13 protein-coding genes and 2 pseudogenes are annotated in these 15,966 nt (G+C 71.2%); 6 read left to right on the top strand and 9 right to left on the bottom strand.

Annotation, left to right across the window (positions count from 1 at the left end):
• The 5 genes from FNH08_RS24375 to FNH08_RS24355 all read right to left on the bottom strand — a co-directional run.
• The coding region (locus FNH08_RS24375) for a hypothetical protein (protein WP_152773677.1) at positions 1 to 763 on the bottom strand (763 nt) is incomplete at its 3' end.
• On the bottom strand, positions 763 to 2,043 hold the full coding sequence (locus FNH08_RS24370) for a VWA domain-containing protein (RefSeq protein WP_152773676.1): 1,281 nt from the start codon (positions 2,041 to 2,043) through the stop codon (positions 763 to 765). The genes FNH08_RS24370 and FNH08_RS24375, both read right to left, overlap by 1 nt.
• Before the next feature lie 136 nt (positions 2,044 to 2,179).
• Positions 2,180 to 2,923: an NUDIX hydrolase gene (locus FNH08_RS24365; RefSeq protein WP_322725259.1), complete on the bottom strand. Its 744-nt coding sequence runs from the start codon at positions 2,921 to 2,923 to the stop codon at positions 2,180 to 2,182.
• Between the two features lie 22 nt (positions 2,924 to 2,945).
• Positions 2,946 to 4,484 carry a hypothetical protein gene (locus FNH08_RS24360; protein ID WP_152773675.1) on the bottom strand — a complete coding sequence of 513 codons (1,539 nt, stop codon included), beginning with the start codon at positions 4,482 to 4,484 and terminating at the stop codon, positions 2,946 to 2,948.
• Positions 4,485 to 4,626: 142 nt separating this feature from the next.
• Entirely contained in the window at positions 4,627 to 6,144 is a 1,518-nt protein-coding gene (locus FNH08_RS24355) for an IucA/IucC family protein (RefSeq protein WP_322725257.1), read from the bottom strand.
• Between the two features lie 129 nt (positions 6,145 to 6,273).
• Here FNH08_RS24355 and FNH08_RS24350 point away from each other — a divergent pair, with 129 nt between their 5' ends.
• Entirely contained in the window at positions 6,274 to 7,761 is a 1,488-nt protein-coding gene (locus tag FNH08_RS24350; protein WP_152773674.1) for an IucA/IucC family protein, read from the top strand.
• Here FNH08_RS24350 and FNH08_RS24345 read toward each other — a convergent pair.
• Positions 7,725 to 8,168: a hypothetical protein gene (locus FNH08_RS24345; RefSeq protein ID WP_152773673.1), complete on the bottom strand. Its 444-nt coding sequence runs from the start codon at positions 8,166 to 8,168 to the stop codon at positions 7,725 to 7,727. The two genes, FNH08_RS24350 and FNH08_RS24345, sit on opposite strands and share 37 nt — an antisense overlap.
• A gap of 41 nt (positions 8,169 to 8,209) precedes the next feature.
• Between FNH08_RS24345 and FNH08_RS24340 the strand changes: the two genes are divergently transcribed.
• Together FNH08_RS24340 and FNH08_RS24335 are read left to right on the top strand one after the other, a co-directional pair.
• On the top strand, positions 8,210 to 9,124 hold the full coding sequence (locus tag FNH08_RS24340; protein ID WP_322725255.1) for a HipA family kinase: 915 nt from the start codon (positions 8,210 to 8,212) through the stop codon (positions 9,122 to 9,124).
• Positions 9,121 to 9,435, top strand: coding sequence for a SelT/SelW/SelH family protein (locus tag FNH08_RS24335; protein WP_152773672.1), 315 nt, complete (start codon positions 9,121 to 9,123; stop codon positions 9,433 to 9,435). The genes FNH08_RS24340 and FNH08_RS24335 overlap by 4 nt, the downstream gene beginning before the upstream one ends.
• Before the next feature lies 1 nt (position 9,436).
• Here FNH08_RS24335 and aceB read toward each other — a convergent pair whose 3' ends face one another.
• Positions 9,437 to 11,071 (bottom strand): malate synthase A, encoded by a 1,635-nt coding sequence (gene aceB, locus FNH08_RS24330; RefSeq protein ID WP_152773671.1) that lies wholly within the window; start codon positions 11,069 to 11,071, stop codon positions 9,437 to 9,439.
• A gap of 203 nt (positions 11,072 to 11,274) precedes the next feature.
• A pseudogene (locus tag FNH08_RS52180) lies at positions 11,275 to 11,835 on the bottom strand (nucleotidyltransferase family protein); the annotation flags it as partial.
• A gap of 249 nt (positions 11,836 to 12,084) precedes the next feature.
• Here FNH08_RS52180 and FNH08_RS52175 point away from each other — a divergent pair.
• The gene (locus FNH08_RS52175) at positions 12,085 to 12,399 is read left to right on the top strand and encodes a DUF5955 family protein (RefSeq protein ID WP_322725261.1); all 315 of its coding nucleotides are present in this window, start codon (positions 12,085 to 12,087) and stop codon (positions 12,397 to 12,399) included.
• Between the two features lie 24 nt (positions 12,400 to 12,423).
• Here FNH08_RS52175 and FNH08_RS24315 read toward each other — a convergent pair.
• Positions 12,424 to 13,206: pseudogene (locus tag FNH08_RS24315) on the bottom strand (IclR family transcriptional regulator); the annotation flags it as partial.
• A 243-nt stretch (positions 13,207 to 13,449) separates the two neighbouring features.
• Here FNH08_RS24315 and allB point away from each other — a divergent pair.
• Entirely contained in the window at positions 13,450 to 14,805 is a 1,356-nt protein-coding gene (gene allB, locus FNH08_RS24310) for an allantoinase AllB (protein ID WP_322725253.1), read from the top strand.
• A gap of 51 nt (positions 14,806 to 14,856) precedes the next feature.
• The coding region (alc, locus tag FNH08_RS24305; RefSeq protein WP_322725252.1) for an allantoicase at positions 14,857 to 15,966 on the top strand (1,110 nt) is incomplete at its 3' end.

Here is a 15,966-nt window from a genome sequence, read left to right as displayed (position 1 = left end):
GAGTCAACCGGTACCCGCCAACCCCCGCCAGGGCGGCCAGAACCCCACCGACCGCGGTCCACACCCACCGGTCGGACCACCAGCCGGAGGCCCACCCGTCGTCGGGTTCGAGCGAGGACAGCACGGCCGTATCCGACTTCTCGTCCCCCTCACTCTCCCCGGTCACGGCGATCCCCGGCACCAGCGGCTCGGCCAGGGAGCCGTCCACCGCCGCCGATCCGCCGACATCCTTCGCGTCGACCCGTATCTCCGCGTTCACCGGCAGACCCAGGTCGGCCGTCCCCAGATCCGTGACCGTCAGCCGGACGTAGTACGTCCCCGGCAGCGGGTCGTTGGCCCACTGCTCCGACCACGCCCGCACCGTGCGCGGCACGCAGGTCAGTTCGACCGAGGCCGCGTCAGCCGCGGCGGTCCGCGTCTGGGCTCCGTACTGACAGGCCTGACGGCGCCGCAGCCCGTCGTACACGTCGATCTGCCAGGTCTCGGCGGCGTGCGTGTCCGGCAGCTTCACCGTCGCCTTGACGGTGGGGCGCTGGCCGGCGTCCGCGGGGAACGACCAGTACAGGTAGTCGCCCGCCGAGCCGCTCGCGGTCGCCGTCTGCCCCTGCTCGATCTCGGTCGCCGTACGGAACGAGGTGCCCGCCTCGGTCGGCGCCCCGCTGTCCTCGGACGCGCTCGGCGACGGCGAGGAGTCGGCGACCGCGGGGGAGACCGCCAGCCCGAACAGGAGCGCCCCGGCGCTCAGCACACGTGTGATGCGCATCAGTTGGTCCTCCAGACCGCGACCCGCCAGCGCGACAGCCAGCCCCAGACGAGACCGGCGAGGAAGCCGGTGAGGATCAGCACGCCGAGCAGCCACCAGCCGCGCCCGAGACCGAAGGAGGCGACATCGCTCGCCGTGTCCGGCCCGTCCACGACGTCGACGGTCAGCTCCAGCGGCAGACCCGGCGTGGTCTTCACCCCGGAGGCCGCTGAGAACGAGTGCGTGACCTGCAGACACACGGTCTCGGCCGCGGGCTTGACGCCGTCCTCCTCGTCGTCGTCCAGTTCGGCCTTCGGATAGCGCAGGCCCGTCGAGATCACGTCGGTCCGGCCGTTGCCCGCCGCCTCGCCGCGCACGATCTCCCGCCCGCGCACGGTCACCGCACGCAGCAGCAGCCCGTACGACGGGTCGACGCGCCGGTCCGCCACGACGCTCACCGAGGCACGCAACTCCTGGCCGGGCAGGACGTCCACGCGGTACCAGCGCTGCTTCCCGAACTCCTCGCGGTCCGTGTAGAGACCGGACTTCAGCGTGGGCGACTTGGCGCACGCGTCGGCCCCCGTCACGTCCTTCGGCACGACCACGGGGTCGGCGGCGCGGTCCACCAACTGGTTGACACGGTCGGTGAGTTCGTCCGTGTGCTCCACTGAGGTGTACGTCCCGCCGGTCGCCTCGGCGATACAGCTGAGCTGGACGCGCATCTTGGCGTTCGGCACCAGGCCGAGCGTGTCGATGGTGAGGCCGATGCCCTTCGCCGCGATCTCGCGGGCCACCTCGCACGGGTCGAGCGGGGCGCAGGTGTCCTCGCCGTCGCTGATCAGCACGATGCGCTTGGAGCCGTCGCCGCCCTCCAGGTCCTCGGCCGCCTTGAGCAGCGCGGGACCGATCGGGGTCCAGCCGGTGGGCGCGAGCGTAGCGACGGCGGTCTTGGCCTCGGTGCGGTCGAGCGGGCCGACCGGATAGAGCTGCGCGGTGTCCTTGCAGCCCGTCTTCCGGTCGTCGCCGGGGTAGTCGGCGCCCAGGGTGCGGATGCCGAGCTGAACGTCCTCCGGGGTCGCGTCCAGCACCTCGTTGAACGCCTGCTTCGCCGCGGCCATCCGCGAGCCGCCGTCGATGTCCCGTGCCCGCATCGAACCGCTGACGTCGAGCACGAGGTCGACCTTGGGTGCGTCCGCTACCGCCGTCTCGTCGGCCAGAGCCGTGGACGGGACGGCGACCCCGGCCGCCAGGGCGGCGAGCAGGGCACAGACGCCCGCCGCCAGCCGTTGTCTTGTGATCATCGGCGGATCTTATTGATCAAAGTGCGCGTGCAACAAAACGGTGCAGCAAGACGGTGCGTGAAGCGGTGCATCAAGACGGTGCGTGAAGCGGTGCGTCAAAGCGGTGTGAGCCCGCGGTCTCGCCGCACGGGCCCCGTCATGTCCCGCCACCTCCCTCGTCGAACAGGCCCGCGAGGCGGGCCCGGTAGAGCGCCGCGATGGTGAAGCCGTCGGTGATCTGCCCGGTGCGCACCATGTCCTCCGCCTCGGCAGGCGACACGGTGATCGCCTGACTGATCCCCTCGGCCTTCTCCAGGGCGCCGAGGCGGTCCACGCGCACGGCGTACAGCTTCACCTGGTGCGCCAGGAGCCCGGTGTCGGGGTGGACCTCACCGAGGGGGATCACCTCCGTTGGGCTCGTGCCCAGTTCCTCGCCGAGCTCCCGGGAGACGTTCTCCTCCCCCGAGGCCCCCGCTTCGCCGAAGCCGCGAGGAACCTCCCAGTGCCGGCTCCGGGTGGCGTGCCGGTGGTGCTCGATCAGTACGACGCCTCCGTCGGGGCCGAGCAGCGGCAGGACCACCACACCGGGGGTCGACGAAGGCGGCGGCAGCAGACGGTTGTAGAGGCCCGTCCGGCCGCCGGGGAAGCGCACCGGATCACGCAGGTGCACGAGGTAGCGGTCGGCGGAGACCACGCCGATCGGCACCGGCCGCAGTGCCGCCCGCAGCCGTTCCCACCACGAGCCCAGCCCGTCGAGGCCCGCCGCCCGCCATGCCGCCCCCGCTCTCGCCCGCCGACGGACCTGCCGGACGAGGGTGGGGTCGGTGATGATCTCGATGCCGTCGGGGTCGTCGCGGAACCATTCGGGCCGGCTTCGGCGCAGCGCCTCGTACGCGTTCACCTGGGGCCTCGCGGAACGTGCACTAGTACTCCAGCAGCTCGTCGTTGTCCTGGGTGGTCGTTGAGGCGGTGGCGCCGGCCGCGGCGCCCGTCGTCTCCTGGTAGCCCGGCAGCCTCCTGACCAGGTCGTGGAACTGGGACCATTCTCGTTCGCTCGCCAGCCGCACGGAGGCGATCTCGCGGGCGAACCGCTGTTCCTGCCGCCCCTCCAGCCGGTTGCGCAGGATCAGCTGGACCGAGCCGCCCACCGACCCCGACACCGCGAGCGGGGCCAGGGCGCCGGTCACCTGCCACATTCCCTCACCACTGATCGTCGTGAACACGGCGGCGCCCAGGGTGACGACCACCTCGACGACGGGACGCCACTTCTTCGGCGTGGCCTGTCTGCGCTCCGTGGCGAGCTTGAGGATCTCCGAGTTGAGCCGGACGTAACGGTCGAAGACCCGGCCGACGGAGTCGTGGAAGGCGCCGGGTTCGGCGGTCAGGGCGCCGAAGGCGTCGACGTAGTCCTTCCAGACGGTGCTCTGCCGCAGCTGCCAGATGTCCGGCAGCGTCAGCGCGCTCACCGCCGACGGCGTCAACTGGTCCTGGACGGCGGCGAACGCCTGCCGCCGCAGGAAGGTGAGTAACTGCTCCGGGTCCTCGACGAAACCATGGGTGACGCGTGCCTCGCGCGCCTCCTGCAGCGCGACGCGCCGGAGGCTGCCGGCCGGGGTGAGGGGGTAACGGTCGAGCGAGTCCGCGAGGTTGACGTTGTAGATGAGGTCCAGGAGCTGCTTTATCTCGGCGGCGAAGGGCTTGTTCCTGTCGTAACGGCCCTCCGCGACGCTGGTCCCCGGCGTGGACACGAACTCTTTGTACAGGACGTTCCGCACGACGGGCTCTCTGCGGACGCTGAGGTCGTTGCTGAAGCCGACGACCTCGCCGAGCCGTCTTCGGAACCGGTCCGTGTCTTCCGGCGCCACGCCGACCTGGGCGGCGAGGATCTCGGTGTCCTTGGCCGTCAGCCCCTGGACCTTCTCCGTGAACGGCTGGAACAGCCGGGTCCGAGTGTGCTCCTTGTTCGCCCGGTCGTTCTCGGGGTCGTCCCACGACATGCGTACGCACCGCACCCGGTCCCCGGACCGCATGGTGTCCAGGGTGTCCTGCCAGGCGGTGAAGCCGTCGCGCCGCGTGTCCAGATAGGCGGGCGGCTCCTCGGCGGGGTGCCGTTCGTTGAGCAGGAACGGCACGAGGGCCCCCGAGGCGAGCAGCCGCTGGTGCGCCGTGCGGGACTCGTCGCCTTCGGTCAGATCGCAACTGATCGCGTCGTTGTTGTAGAAGTACGCGCGGTTGATCACGACCTGGCTGGCGTTGATGAGGCTGCGGAAGTACTCGGCCCGTACCTCCTTGCGCCGCTGTTCCCCGACTTCGTCCAGAGACCTGCCGCGGTCGATCATCTTCTTCGCGAGCCGACCCGGCACCCACTGGTTGTCCAGTGACTGCGCGATCACTGCCCCGGGGTCCAGTTGATCCGGGCGGATGGGCGTCATCAGGTCGTCGATGTCGTCGACGTCGCTCATGTGTCTCCAGGATGCTTGTTCCGCCTCGGATCCATAGAGGTACACCGCCGACGGAGGCTGAGGGACCGAATTTCCCACGGTCCGGGGCGCATTCAGGGGGCGCACATGACCGCGCACAGGGCGCACACGGCCGTTCCAGGGGTCAGTGAGGCTCGGGAGCGGTGCGCAGGGGGTTGTCGAGGGCGGCCCAGATGTCCCCGGGGCGGTCGGGGGACAGCCTCATCAGCGTCAACGCCTTCGTGGGCAGGGGCTCTTCGAGCAGGGCGACGAGATCCGGGGTGCGTGTGAGGTGTGGTGTCGCCGCCTCGAGTGCCGTCCGCAAGGCACCGCCCGACCCCGCCACGGCCGCCAGTCCCCCCGCCACCAGCGACCCGAACAGCTTGCGTCGTAGCGCGGTCACGTCGTCCGTGACGATTCGGCCGGTCAGCTCCGGGGGCGCGATGCCGTGGTGGGCCAGACGCGCGGGACTGACCCGGATGTCGGCCAGGTCGCGGTAGACGAGCCGGAGTGGAGCGCCCGTCGGGGACAGCACCACGAGCAGGTTCTGGCCGTGCGCCTCCAGGGCCACGCCCAGGTCGAGCAGCCGGAGGCAGACCGTGAGGGCGAGACGCGTGAAGTCGGCCAGCCAGGAGGGGGACTGCGGCAGGGCGGTCGTCGCCAGGGCCGCCACCGGGACGACCCGCTCACCGCTGCCCGCGTCCACGTACACCTCCGGCGACTCGCGTACGACCGCCGCCAGGTCCGGGGAGCCGCTGGTGACCGCGCCGAGGGTACGGGTGACGTGCAGCAGACCGTCCGTGCGGGCGGAGATGCCCGCCATGAAGGCCGAGACCGTGGCCGACGTCTCGATCGAGTAGACCGAGATGTCCCGCACGGAGGAGGTCAGCCGGGCGCTCAGCGCGGTCTTGACGTGCGGGCCGCCGTCGGGGAGCGCGAGGGTCCGCAGCGACATCAGCGGATGCGCCGGAACGCCGTCCCGCACAGGGCACTTGAGTACGTGGTCGGCCTGCCAGGGGTGCACCGGAATCAGCACCCGCCCTCCCGCACGGAACCGCTCCGGCCAGTCGCCCACGACGAGACAGTCGTCCGCCTCCGCCAGCCCGAGCGGTACGACCGGCCGGTGCTCCGGCGAGAACGCGAGCTGTTCCGCCGCCGAAAAGCCGGGCCGGGAACGGCAGTTGGGGTGGAAGGGGTGCCCGTCGACGACCCGCTGCTCCCACTCCCGGCTCTCCACCGGTTCGGGTGCGTCGGGCGGCTGGTTCGCGCGGGACAGTGCCAACGAGGCGACACTGTGGTCGAGTTCAGCCGCGAAGGCCGGACCGTGGGGGAGGGTCAGGTCCTTTGTCAGCCGTGCCGGCCGGTCGTACGGCCTGCCGTCGAGCCGGACCTCGGTGGCGTACGCGTCGGTCGCGTACGGGTCCGCGTACGGGCCGTGCAGCCGGCGTCCGTCGGTCAGGTGCAGCGTGAGGCCGTCGCGTCCGGGCTCCTGGCGGGCTATCCACGGCAGCGGCTCGTGCACGAGCGCGCGCCACAGCCGCGTCAGGACGGCCGCGCGGGCGCCGGGGAGCGCGTCCGCGTACGGCGACGCGAGGTCGGGCCGTACGACGGCGAGTTCGTCGGCGAGCGCGGCCTCGGCCTCGGGCGAGGGAAGACGGTGCACGGGCGGGCTCCTCGGGTACGGAAACGGTGCGGGGGCGGCGGACGACGACGACCGGGACGGCTTCGCGCCCGCGTACACAGACCCACGTACAGACCTACATACTGATCACCAGAGCACCGTAGGGAACGAATGGACGCCGTGGACGCCAAGGATCCCAGGGACGACGTCGCCACGGCGGCGGACGCGTACGCCGCCGCGCCGCTGCTCAACTGTCTGTTGCGGGAGGTGGGCGAGCGCGTCGAGCCGAACGTGTACCGGCTGCGGGCCAGTGGCCGCCTGCTGCGGGTGCGCGGCAGTCGCCGTCCCACAGGCCCCGAGGTGCACGCCGACGGCGCCTGGCACCCCCTCACCCACGCCGAACTGGTCAAGCTCACTGCCGAGGAACTTTGCCGCCACACCGGCCTGTCCAACTCCGAGCTGCCCGCCGAGATGCTCGACAGCCGGGGCGCGGTGGCCGCCCTCCTCACGGCCCGCGCCCACGCCACGGCTCCCACGGACCCGTACCTGCGCTCCGAACAGTCCCTCGTCACCGGGCACCCCCACCACCCCGCACCCAAGGCCCGCGGCGGCGGCCCGGTCGCGGCCTGGCTGCCGTACGCGCCCGAGGCGTACGCCGCCTTCCCGCTGACGCTGCTGGGCGTGCGCGAGGACACGGTCGTGGAGGAGGGGGACACCACGGCCCTGGACAGCTACGGGGCCGCGCCGTCCGGTTACCGCCTGCTGCCCGCCCACCCCTGGCAACTCGACCTCGTCGCACGGGAGTTGGCGCCCGCCTTCGCGGACGGCCGACTCGTCCGGCTGGGGCGCACACCCGGCCGGGTCGCGCCCACGGCGGCGATCCGCACGGTGTACGCCCCCGAGGCCGACCACTTCCTCAAGTTCAGCCTGGACGTGCGCATCACCAACGACGTGCGCCGGCTGTGGCGCCACGACCTGCTGAAGCTGCGCCGTACGGACAGGGCGGCTGCCACGGCGTTCGCCGAACTGCCGGGCGGCTGGCTGAGCGACCGCGGCTACCGCACCGCCGACTTCGCCTTCGAGGAACTCGCCGTCCTCGTCCGCGACGGCCTGGGCGCTCACCTCGCCCCCGGTGCGACACCGCTCCTCGCTGCCGCCCTCACCGAGGACTTCGACGGCAACCCGCTCGACCGGACCACCGACCCGGGCGCCTGGTGGGAGGCGTACCTGCGCGCCGTCGTACCCCCGGCCCTGGGCGCCTTCCACGACCACGGCGTCGTCCTCGAAGCCCACCTCCAGAACACCGTGATCGCCGTCGACACCGACGGCACACCCGCCCAGGCCCTGTTCCGTGACGCGGAGGGCGTGAAGCTCGTACCGGACGTCACGCGCGCGGCGGGCTGGGAGCGCCTGGTGTACTGCCTGGTGGTCAACAACCTGCTGGAGATCGCGGAAGCGGTCGCTGAACGCCACCCGTCCGTCCACCTCTGGCCCGCCGCACGCCGCGAGCTGGCCCGTCACCGGAGGATCCCCGAGATCGCCGGTCTGCTCGCCTCGCCCGCCCTCCCCGGCAAGACGAACCTGCTGCTGCGCTGGACGGGGGCGGACGGCGCGGACGCCCGCTACCTGCCCCTGCGCAACCCCCTCCGCGGCGCGTGAATGCCGGTGGGTTCGGCGAACGCCTGTTCCACGACGAACGGCACAGGCCTCCAAGTGGTCCGGCCGAGGAGCCCACGCACCGATTCCACGTCCTGCGGTAGGCCCAGCCGGCGTATCTCCCCCTCGGCGTCGCCGTCCGTGGAGCAGACGATGCCCGCCTCGACGCCGTCCCGGTGAACCACGGCCGGCAGATCGCCGCGGAGGCTCCTCGCCCGCCGCTCCGCGTCGCGCCGTACGTCGGCCAGCGACATGGCGGCGATCGCGAACCCGAGCACGACCGTGAAAGCGACGACGAGCAGCATCGCATGCCACGGAAATCCCCAGATGAGCCCACAGACGAGCAGGAGCGCCGTCCCGCCCCCTCCGATGACCGCACCCGTTATCAGCGTTTCCCGCTCATCGTCCATACCGGTGGGTTCGGCGAAATGGGTGTTTTACAGTGGCCGGTGTGCTGCGCGAAGTGACCGGCGTTCGATACGTGACCCCCCTGCGGACGGGCGGCTCCGTCCCCGGAGTCGTCGAGGCCGACGACCTGGGGACCTATGTCGTGAAGTTCACCGGCTCCGCGCAGGGCCGCAAGGCGCTGGTCGCCGAGGTGATCGTCGGTGAGCTGGCACGGGCCCTCGGCCTGCGCTTCCCCGAGCTGGTCCTCGTGCACTTCGACCCGGAGATCGCCGCGCACGAGCCCCACCAGGAGGTGAGGGACCTGCTGAACGCCAGCACGGGTCTCAACCTCGGCATGGACTACCTGCCGGGCGCCAAGGACTTCACCCCGGAGGTCTCCAAGACGTTCCCGGTCGACCCGCTGGAGGCCGGCCGGATCATCTGGCTGGACGCCCTCACCGCCAACGTGGACCGCACGACCCACAGCTCGAACCTCATGGTCTGGCCCACGTTCGGCATCGCGCCCCCACGCCTGTGGCTCATCGACCACGGTGCCGCCCTCGTCTTCCACCACCGCTGGAACACGTCGGCGCCCGACAAGACCTATGACTTCCGCCACCACGCGCTGGGCCACTACGCCCCCGACACCCGCGCGGCCGACGCCGAGCTCGCGCCCCGCGTGACCGACGAGCTGCTGCGCGAGGTGACGGCGGAGGTCCCCGACGCCTGGCTGGCCGACGACCCCGGCTTCGCGACGCCCGACGAGGTCCGCGCCGCGTACGTGGACTACCTCTCCGCGCGCGTGAAGGCGTCCGCGACCTGGCTGCCCACGGACTTCCCCAGCCGCGAGGAACTGGCCGCCGAGAACGTCCTCCGCGCGGCGAAGACACAGCGAGGCCGCCCGGACTGGCTCAAGCAGGTCCCCGACCTGCACGGCAAGCCGGCGGCGGAACAGGATGGGTCGGTGCACTTCGGATGACGGACACGACGACGGACACGACGACGGCGCCCCAGCACGTCCAGATCGAGTACTGCACACAGTGCCGCTGGCTCCCGCGCGCCGCCTGGCTGGCGCAGGAGCTGCTCACGACCTTCGAGGCCGAGCTGGCAGACCTGTCCCTGAAGCCCGGCACGGGCGGAGTCTTTGTCGTGCGCGTCAACGACGAGGTGGTCTGGGACCGCCGGGAACAGGGCTTCCCCGAGCCGACGGCCGTGAAGAAGGCCGTACGCGACCGAGTGGCCCCGGGAAAGTCCCTGGGCCACTCGGAGCGAACGGCGAGCGCGGACTGACTCAGCCCTTGAGCTGCTCGTACGCCGGCAGCGTCAGGAAGGCCGCGTAGTCCTCGTCGAGGGAGACCTTCAGCAGCAGGTCGTGGGCCTGCTGCCAGTTACCGGCGGCGAAGGCCTCCTCGCCGAGTTCGGCCTTGAGGTTCTCGAGTTCCTCGGCGGCGACCTTGCGGGCCAGCTCCGGCGTGGCCTTCACGGATTCTCCGTCGTGCTCGAACTCGACGCCTGCGTTGATCCACTGCCAGATCTGGGAGCGGGAGATCTCGGCGGTGGCCGCGTCCTCCATCAGGTTGAAGATCGCGACGGCCCCGAGGCCGCGCAGCCAGGCCTCGATGTAGCGGATGCCGACCTGGACGGCGTTGACCAGACCCGCGTACGTCGGCTTCGCGTCCAGCGAGTCGACGGCGATCAGGTCGGCCGCCTTCACGTCGACGTCCTCGCGGAGGCGGTCCTTCTGGTTCGGCCTGTCGCCGAGGACCCGGTCGAAGGACTCCATGGCGATCGGGACCAGGTCGGGGTGGGCGACCCAGGAGCCGTCGAAGCCGTCGTTCGCCTCGCGGTCCTTGTCGGCGCGCACCTTCTCGAAGGCGACCTTGTTGACCTCGGCGTCCCGGCGGGACGGGATGAACGCCGCCATGCCGCCGATCGCGTGGGCGCCGCGCTTGTGGCAGGTGCGGACGAGGAGTTCGGTGTACGCCCGCATGAACGGGGCCGTCATCGTCACCGCGTTGCGGTCCGGGAGGACGAACTTCGCTCCGCCGTCACGGAAGTTCTTGACGATGGAGAACAGGTAGTCCCAGCGGCCGGCGTTCAACCCGGAGGCGTGGTCGCGGAGTTCGTAGAGGATCTCCTCCATCTCGTACGCGGCCGTGATCGTCTCGATGAGGACGGTGGCGCGGACGGTGCCCTGCGGGATGCCCACGTAGTCCTGCGCGAAGACGAACACGTCGTTCCAGAGGCGGGCCTCCAGGTACGACTCCGTCTTCGGGAGGTAGAAGTACGGGCCCTTGCCGAGGTCCAGCAGGCGCTGGGCGTTGTGGAAGAAGTACAGGCCGAAGTCGACGAGCGCGCCGGGGACCGGGGTGCCGTCGGCGTCGACGAGGTGGCGCTCGTCGAGGTGCCAGCCGCGCGGGCGCATGACGACCGTCGCCAGCTCCTCGCCCGGCCGCAGGGCGTACGACTTGCCGGTGCGCTCGTCCGTGAAGTCGATGTTCCGGGTGTACGCGTCGGCCATGTTCACCTGGCCGAGGACCACGTTCTCCCACGTCGGGGCCGAGGCGTCCTCGAAGTCCGCGAGCCACACCTTCGCACCCGAGTTGAGGGCGTTGATGGTCATCTTGCGGTCGGTGGGGCCGGTGATCTCGACGCGGCGGTCGTTCAGGGCGTCCGGCGAGGGGGCCACCTTCCACGAGTCGTCCGCGCGGATCGCGGCGGTCTCCGGGAGGAAGTCGAGCGTGGAGGTGCGGGCGATCTCGGCGCGGCGCTCCCCACGGCGGGCGAGGAGCTCGTCACGCCGGGGCGTGAACAGCCGGTGCAGCTCGGCCACGAAGGCGAGGGCCGCGTCGGTGAGGACCTCCTCCTGCCGGGGCAGGGGCTCGGCGTCGACGATGGCCAGCGAGGACGGCGCTGGTGCGGACATGACCTGTCACTTCCTTCAGCGAGCTGACGTGAGTACTCCGCGGCACCGGGTGCCAGGGGCATCGGATGCGGCTGACGACGCCTGGCCGGCGGGTCAGGTGCTTCTGGTCAGTGGATACTAGTTTCCTCATGGTGGAAGTTCAATTATCTGTTGACGTCGAGATGCTCCAGATCGAGGGGTCGTGGCGCTCCGTGCCACCCCGCTCACTCAAGGTGGACCAGGTCGCTCTCCGTGTCGATGTCGTACGGCCGCGCCACGTCCGCGCACTCGACGAGAACCACCTCGTCGTTGTGGGTCTTCAGATAGGCGCGTGCGCCTCGGTCCCCGGTCGCGGTCGCGGCGATGCCCTCCCAGTGGGCGGCGCCGAAGAGCACGGGGTGCCCCCTCTCCCCGTCGTACGCGGCCGCCGCGAGCGACCTCTCCGACCCGTACGCGGCGAGCACGCGGGCCACCGCCGCCGGTCCGATCCCCGGCTGGTCGACCAGGGAGACCAGCACGGCCTTGGTGTCCGTACCGGCCAGTGACTCCAGTCCCGCCCGCAGTGAGGACCCCATGCCCTGTTCCCACTCCGGGTTGTCGACAAGCGTGCAGCCGGGCAGCGCGGCGCGCTCGCGCACCGTGTCCGCCTCGGCGCCGAGCACCACATGGATCCGGGAGCAGCCGCCCGCGCGCAGCACTCCGGCCGCGTGTTCGACGAGAGGGTGCCCCCGGTGGGGCAGGAGTGCCTTGGGGCGGCCCCCGAGGCGTCGTCCGCCGCCCGCGGCCAGCAGCAGCCCGGCGACGTGGTGTTGGGCATCCGTCATGCCCCCTGCATACCCGACACGGCCCCCGCGCGCCCCGAAACCCCTGTGAGCGGTCCGATGTCCAAGGGCTGAATTTCCGTCCGCATGGTGGCGCCCACGGTGTGCGGTGGCGTTTACTGGCCCGCATCTCCGGGCGACTGACCAACGCCGGGGAGCGCTGGGCCGTACGAGGACGTACTCGCGCACAACGGCGTGCGAGGGGGGAGAGCTGTGTTGCGGAGCTTGGGGCAGAGGCCAGTGACCGGCAGCGACGACGACCCGAGAGTGGCGGAACTGAAGTCCGCCGTGTCCCGGCTGCGCCGTGAACTCGCCGCGCATCCCGTGGAGTTCCCCGACCGGGCGATAGCCGAGGACGAGCTCGCGGCTCTCGCCGCGATGGCCGTCAGCGGGATGCCCGAGATTCCGCGCCTGCGTCGCTCTCTGCTGCTGATCGCGGGGTCGATCGGTTCGGTCAGCGCGCTGGCGAGGGGGCTGGCGGACGTACGGAACGCGGTGGAGCTGTTCGGGGAGCCGCCGCGGAGGTGATCGGCGGAGGTTTTTCCTCGCCCCCGCGCTCGCCAGCGCCTCCGACAACTCCACGGCGACCTGCTGCAGCACCGGCACGACCCGCTCGGTCGTCGCGTCCGTCACCCGCCCCGCGGGACCCGAGATGGAGATCGCCGCGGCGGTGGGGGAGTCGGGCACGGAGACGGCCAGACAACGAACCCCGATCTCCTGCTCGTTGTCGTCGACGGCGTACCCGAGACGGCGTACGTCCTCAAGCGCGGCCAGGAAACCATCGGCCGTGGTGATCGTCTTCTCCGTGGCGGCTGGCATACCCGTACGGGAAAGAAGCGCCCGCACCTCCGCGTCCGGAAACCCCGCGAGCAGCGCCTTGCCCACACCCGTGGAGTGCGGCAGCACCCGCCGCCCCACCTCGGTGAACATGCGCATCGAGTGCTTGGACGGCACCTGCGCCACGTACACGATCTCGTCGCCGTCCAGCAGCGCCATGTTCGCCGTCTCACCGGTCTCTTCGACCAGCCGGGCGAGGTAGGGGCGGGCCCAGGTGCCCAGCAGCCGGGACGCGGACTCGCCGAGGCGGATCAGACGGGGGCCGAGCGCGTACCGCCGGTTGGGCTGCTGACGGACGTAGCCGCAGGCCACCAGCGTGCGCATCAGCCGGTGGATCGTGGGCAGTGGCAGCCCGCTGCTCGCGGAGAGCTCGCTGAGCCCCACCTCGCCGCCGGCATCCGCCATCCGCTCCAGCAGATCGAAGGCACGCTCGAGGGACTGGACGCCACCATTCGCGGAGGACGGCTTGTCGGAGGTGCTGGCGCTCGACGTCGGCACGGCGCGTTCCTTTCGGCTGGCAGGCAGGGCGACAGCCTACCCGCGAGTTCCGTTCCGCCTTGCTCAGAGAAATTACCTTCTGCCTACTGGAATCTTAATTCCATTGTGTGGAAACGTACAGGGCGAGGAGAGAAGGGTGCACAGTGGGCCAAGGACCTCTTGACGCTCCTGTCGGCGGAGTGAAAACTCCCTCAACAGATCGTTGAAAGCCCTGGTGTGAGAGGGCGCGAGAGAGGGGTCAGGGTGTCCGAGGACGGAGGGAACGAAGTGGAGTCGGTGCTGCGTTCGACGCGCGTGATCACCCCCGAGGGGACCCGCGCCGCCTCGGTCGCGGTCGCCGGAGGCAGGATCACGGCCGTGCTGCCGTACGACACGGAGGTGCCGGCCGGAGCCCGGCTGGAGGACTTCGGCGACGACGTCCTGCTGCCCGGACTCGTCGACACCCATGTGCACGTCAACGACCCGGGCCGCACCGAGTGGGAGGGCTTCTGGACCGCGACACGCGCGGCGGCGGCCGGCGGCATCACCACCCTCGTCGACATGCCCCTCAACTCCCTTCCGCCGACCACGACGGTCGACCACCTCCGTGCGAAGCGGGAGGTCGCCGCGGCCAAGGCGCACATCGACGTGGGCTTCTGGGGCGGCGCGCTCCCCGACAACGTCAAGGACCTGCGGCCGCTGCACGACGCGGGCGTCTTCGGCTTCAAGGCGTTCCTGTCGCCGTCGGGCGTCGACGAGTTCCCGGAGCTCGACAAGGAACAACTGGACCGGTCGATGGCGGAGATCGCCGGATTCGGCGGACTGCTGATCGTCCACGCCGAGGACCCCCACCACCTCGCGGCGGCCCCGCAGCTGGGCGGTCCGAAATACGCCGACTTCCTCGCCTCACGCCCGCGCGGCGCCGAGGGCACGGCCATCACCACCCTCCTCGCACAGGCGAGGCGGCGGGACGCCCGTGTGCACGTACTCCACCTGTCGTCGAGTGACGCGCTGCCGCTGATCGCCCAGGCCAAGCGCGACGGCGTACGCGTCACGGTGGAGACCTGCCCGCACTACCTGACCCTGACGGCCGAGGAAGTCCCGGACGGCGCCAGCGAGTTCAAGTGCTGCCCGCCCATCCGCGAGGCCGCCAACCAGGACCTGCTCTGGCAGGCGCTGGCCGACGGCACGATCGACTGCGTGGTCACCGACCACTCCCCGTCCACGGCCGACCTCAAGACCGGCGACTTCGCCACCGCCTGGGGCGGCATCTCCGGCCTCCAGCTCAGCCTGTCGGCGGTGTGGACCGAGGCACGGAAGCGGGGTCACGATCTTCAGGACGTGGTCCGCTGGATGTCGACGCGTACGGCGCACCTGGTGGGCCTGGACGACCGCAAGGGCGCCATCGCGGTGGGCCGGGACGCCGACTTCGCCGTCCTCGCGCCCGACGAAACCTTCACCGTCGACCCCGCGGCCCTCCAGCACCGCAACCGTGTCACGGCGTACGCCGGCCGGACCCTGTACGGCGTGGTCAGGTCCACCTGGCTGCGCGGCGAACGCATCGTCGCGGACGGCCGGTTCACCGACCCGAAGGGCCAACTCCTCACCCGACCCTCCTGATCCCCGCTCCGCACCCGCGGCGGCCGACTCCGAAAGGCAGACCTGATCACAGTGACGGCGACACCCAGCTTCACCGGCGACGCGAACCCCTACGGAGGCGGTGACCCCTACGCGGACTACCGCACCGCCGACTTCCCCTTCACCCACCACGCCGACCTCGCCGACCGCCGGCTCGGTGCCGGAGTCGTCGCCGCCAACGACGAGTTCTTCGCCCAGCGAGAGAACCTCCTCGTGCCCGAGCGTCCCGAGTTCGATCCCGAGCACTTCGGGCACAAGGGCAAGATCATGGACGGCTGGGAGACGAGGCGGCGCCGCGGCGCGTCGGCGGGCCATCCGTGGCCGACGGCCGAGGACCACGACTGGGCGCTGATCCGGCTGGGCGCGCCGGGCGTCATCCGGGGCATCGTGGTCGACACGGCCCACTTCCGCGGCAACTACCCGCAGGCGGTGTCGGTGGAGGGCGTCTCGTTCCCCGGCACCCCGTCCCCGGAGGAGCTCCTGGCGGACGACGTGAAGTGGACGACACTCGTCCCCCGTACGCCGGTGGGGGGCCACGCGGCCAACGGCTTCGCCGTGTCCGTCGAGCAGCGCTTCACGCACCTGCGCCTGAACCAGCACCCCGACGGGGGCATCGCGCGCCTGCGGGTCCACGGTGAGGTCGTCCCGGATCCCGCGTGGCTAGCGGCCCTCGGTACGTTCGACGTCGTGGCCCTGGAGAACGGCGGCCAGGCGGAGGACGCGTCGAACCTCTTCTACTCGCCCGCCACGAACTCCATCCAGCCGGGGCGGGCGCGGGTGATGCACGAGTGCTGGGAAACGCGGCGGCGTCGCGACCAGGGGCACGACTGGATCAGTTACTGTCTGGCCGCGCAGTCCGAGATCCGTGCGATCGAGATCGACACGGCGTATCTGAAGGGGAACGCGGCGGGGTGGGCGTCGGTGTCGGTACGGAACGGCGACGACGGTGAGTGGGTGGAGGCCCTCCCGCGCACCCGCCTCCAGCCCGACACGAACCACCGGTTCGTCCTCTCCGCGCCGGTCGTCGCCACGCATGCGCGCGTCGACATCTATCCCGACGGGGGGATCTCGCGGCTGCGCCTGCACGGTTCGCTGACGGAGGAGGGGGTGGCGGGGTTGTTGGCGCGGCACCAGGAACTGGGC

The sequence above is a fragment of the Streptomyces spongiae genome, assembly GCF_009377185.1.
Taxonomy (GTDB): domain Bacteria; phylum Actinomycetota; class Actinomycetes; order Streptomycetales; family Streptomycetaceae; genus Streptomyces; species Streptomyces spongiae.
The sequence above is the reverse complement of the archived record's forward strand: the minus strand, read 5'-3'. Positions and strand labels throughout refer to the sequence as shown.